Consider the following 2,842-nt stretch of genomic DNA (forward strand, 5'->3'; position numbering starts at 1 on the left):
GTGCATCGTCATCGGTCCGGCGCGGCGCCGCCGACTCGGAAGCCGCACAGAATAAACGACACGGTGCCTCGTCGGTTCCCCCGGTATGAATGATTCCGACCCCGGGGCTGATGGTCTCGCGCGCGCCCGCCGAGAAGAGTTGTTGGTGTGTTCACAAGGACGGCCTTCAACCAACGAGGGCTGGTGAAGCAATCAATCGATGGAGACATCATGATCACGAACAAAATGCGCGCAACGGCAGCGGCGGTAGCGCTCGCACCGATCATCGCCCTGGGTTCAGGGCTTGCTTCCGCAGCCCCGGACGTAACCCCGGGACCTGTGCAAGTGGCGGATCATCCGGTGCCGGTTCAGGTCGAGCCCGCGACACTGGGTCTGATTTGGCCTCTGGGCATTTTCTGCGCTCCTTTGTTGCTGCTTCCACCGGTGGTCAACGCGGTTACCGTGTTCGTCTGCGCCGCTTGATCGCATTCGTAGGCAGCGCCTCGAAGACGAGTGCGCCTCGGGTTGTGTCGCACGCCCGAGGCGTCTCGTCTGTGTCGGCCGCTCCGGATCCGGCTGCGCGGCGGAAGGCGAGCGATTGATTTCATTCCTCACCTCACGCAACCGGCCCGGCCGGGAAACATCTGCGAATCAATCGTGATGCGCGGATAAGTGCGGTTGAATTACCGGATGACCAAGTTCAGGAAACTCGTTGGCGCTGCAGCGGCTCTGGCCGCGGGCACTGCGCTGTTCGGGGCACCCGGGACCGCGCAAGCCGAGAATCCATCCGTTCTGGGTGGCGGCTCCGGCATCGTCGTCGGCGGTCAGAACATCTGCACGCTCACCACCATCGGGCGCGACTCCGGCGGTCGGCTGGTCGGTTTCACCGCGGGGCATTGCGGTGACGCGAATGCCACCATCGTCGCCGAGGGCAATCGTGACGCCGGTACCGTCGGCACTGTCGCCTATTCCGACAGCACCATGGACTATGCCGTGATCGAGTTCGATCCGGCGAAGGTCGCGCCGGTAAACCAGGTGGGCGGAACCACCATCACCGCCCTCGGCGGACCGGCCCGACCCCCGGACACCGTCTGCAAGGAAGGCCGGACAACCGGCCGGACCTGCGGTGCGGCCTATGGCGACGTGTTCACCGGCGGCAATATGACCTGGACCCAGACGTGTGTCGTCGAGGGCGATTCGGGCGCTCCGCTGGTCGTCGGGACCACGCTCGTCGGCATGGTCAGCGGCTATTTGGCCGTGCCGTGCCTCGGACCACAACTCGGCACCGATATCACCGCGGTCGTCGCCGACGTCAACGCGCGCGGTGGCGCGGGCGCGGGCTTCCAGCCGATCTGATTTCGTCGGGGGACCCACCGATCGTGAATCCAGCCGGAGCCCTTACCTTTCCTGGTCGCTGACGATGCCCAATTCGACAGCACGTTCGACCAGGAACAGCCGTTTCTGATTCGGCGGTAGGGCTTCGACCTGGAATATCCGGAACAGCGCCCGCATGTGTGTCTTGACCGTCGAGAGACTCAGGCACAAATCATCCGCGATCTGACGGTTGGCGGCGGGGTACGAATACCCGTCGCGTGCGTCGTATGGGCGGCACAGCGCCTCGAGAACGAGATACTGGGCCGGGGTGAGCGAATTGCGGGTCGGCAGCGGGGAATGGGCGAGCGTCATTTCCTCGTCGGAGGAGTCCGCGGCGCGGAAGACGAATACCGAACGACCGACGCGAATCGTGTCGCCGGAGCCGAGTTTCCGGCGCCCGCCGACGCGTTCACCATTGACGAATGTCCCATTCTTGGACAGGCCGTCATCGACGATGACCCAGCATCCGCCCACCCGCTCGATAATGGCGTGCAACCGAGATACGGTCGGGTCGGAAGGCACGGTGATATCGGCACCGCCGGAGCGCCCGATCGTCATTCGGGACGCACCGCCGTCCAGCGAAATCTCGCGTACTCTGTCCTGCACAACGGGCGGGGGCGAAGTGGAAGGAACGGCAGAACGTGGCCACGCGGACTGCCCCGTCAGTGGGTATAGTCCGCGACGCAGGGCCTGTGGTCCGCTGAACGTAGACATCGTTCGTCTTTCCACTCGAAGTACGCCGTGAACTGCGGGCACCGATTCGCTCCTTCAAGGGTGCGCTTTCTCGGTGCTGATCACATACGGATTCGATTACTTCCCTGTGTGAGCAGGGCGGGGAACAAACCTCGAGCACGACAAAGACACGAAAACAGACCAATCGGTCGGCGCAGTGGCAGTATCGGCGGGTGGGCTCCCCAGAATGGCCGGATGAGCGTCATCCTCCGACCGCGAGGCGAAGGGGACGTCGACACCCGCATCGCGGCGCCGCGGCACGTTCCCGAACGATCCAGAGATCTGGCCTGCGGGCCCGGCGGGGTGGCTGTCACCGCCCAAGCTCCTCGCGGCTGCCGTCGCCGAGCGCCACGCGATCGTGGTCGGACACGTCGGACTCGGCGCGCCCGGTGTACTGCCGGAGATCGTGCGCCGATCGGCCGGCGCGGAGTTCGTCGTCTCGGTGAGCGGGTTGTGTGTTCCTCCGACTGCGCGTCGAGTGGGCGTGGGTTCGCAACCGCTGACCGCTGCCGCGGACCGGGGCAGCCTGCTGTGCTCACGGTCTCGTCCGATAGCCCGGGGGCGATAACCATGTATGAGCGACGCGGTTGGCAGCAGGTGCACAGCGGGCCCGGCGGCTGGCGTACCGGGAGGCTCGGGTGGATCACTACGTGAACCCATGAGCCGACGGGTTCGATGCTCCTTGGTCCGAGTTCTGCGACTCGACCACGGCCGCGACCGGGGCGGCGACACGCGGCCCGGAACAGGCCGCGTGCTG

The 2,842-nt window shown here is 65.5% G+C and carries 3 protein-coding genes; 2 read left to right on the forward strand and 1 reads right to left on the reverse strand.

Going from position 1 to position 2,842, the window contains the following annotated elements:
• Nucleotides 1-183: 183 nt before the first annotated feature.
• Together ACFU5M_RS34295 and ACFU5M_RS34300 are read left to right on the forward strand one after the other, a co-directional pair.
• Nucleotides 184-462, forward strand: coding sequence for a hypothetical protein (locus ACFU5M_RS34295; protein ID WP_379055753.1), 279 nt, complete (start codon nucleotides 184-186; stop codon nucleotides 460-462).
• A gap of 207 nt (nucleotides 463-669) precedes the next feature.
• The gene (locus ACFU5M_RS34300; RefSeq protein ID WP_379055755.1) at nucleotides 670-1,335 is read left to right on the forward strand and encodes a serine protease; all 666 of its coding nucleotides are present in this window, start codon (nucleotides 670-672) and stop codon (nucleotides 1,333-1,335) included.
• Nucleotides 1,336-1,377: 42 nt separating this feature from the next.
• Here the strand turns inward: ACFU5M_RS34300 and ACFU5M_RS34305 are convergent, their stop codons facing one another.
• The gene (locus tag ACFU5M_RS34305; RefSeq protein WP_379055757.1) at nucleotides 1,378-1,911 is read right to left on the reverse strand and encodes an FHA domain-containing protein; all 534 of its coding nucleotides are present in this window, start codon (nucleotides 1,909-1,911) and stop codon (nucleotides 1,378-1,380) included.
• Nucleotides 1,912-2,842 lie beyond the last annotated feature (931 nt).

Source organism: Nocardia sp. NPDC057455 (genome assembly GCF_042802775.1).
Classification (GTDB): Bacteria; Actinomycetota; Actinomycetes; order Mycobacteriales; family Mycobacteriaceae; genus Nocardia.

What these genes read in the sequence shown, in the direction of transcription:
- ACFU5M_RS34305 (WP_379055757.1), bottom strand. Translation starts at nt 1,911, where the DNA reads ATGACGATCGGGCGCTCCGGCGGTGCCGATATCACCGTGCCTTCCGAC.
- ACFU5M_RS34300 (WP_379055755.1), top strand. Translation starts at nt 670, where the DNA reads ATGACCAAGTTCAGGAAACTCGTTGGCGCTGCAGCGGCTCTGGCCGCG.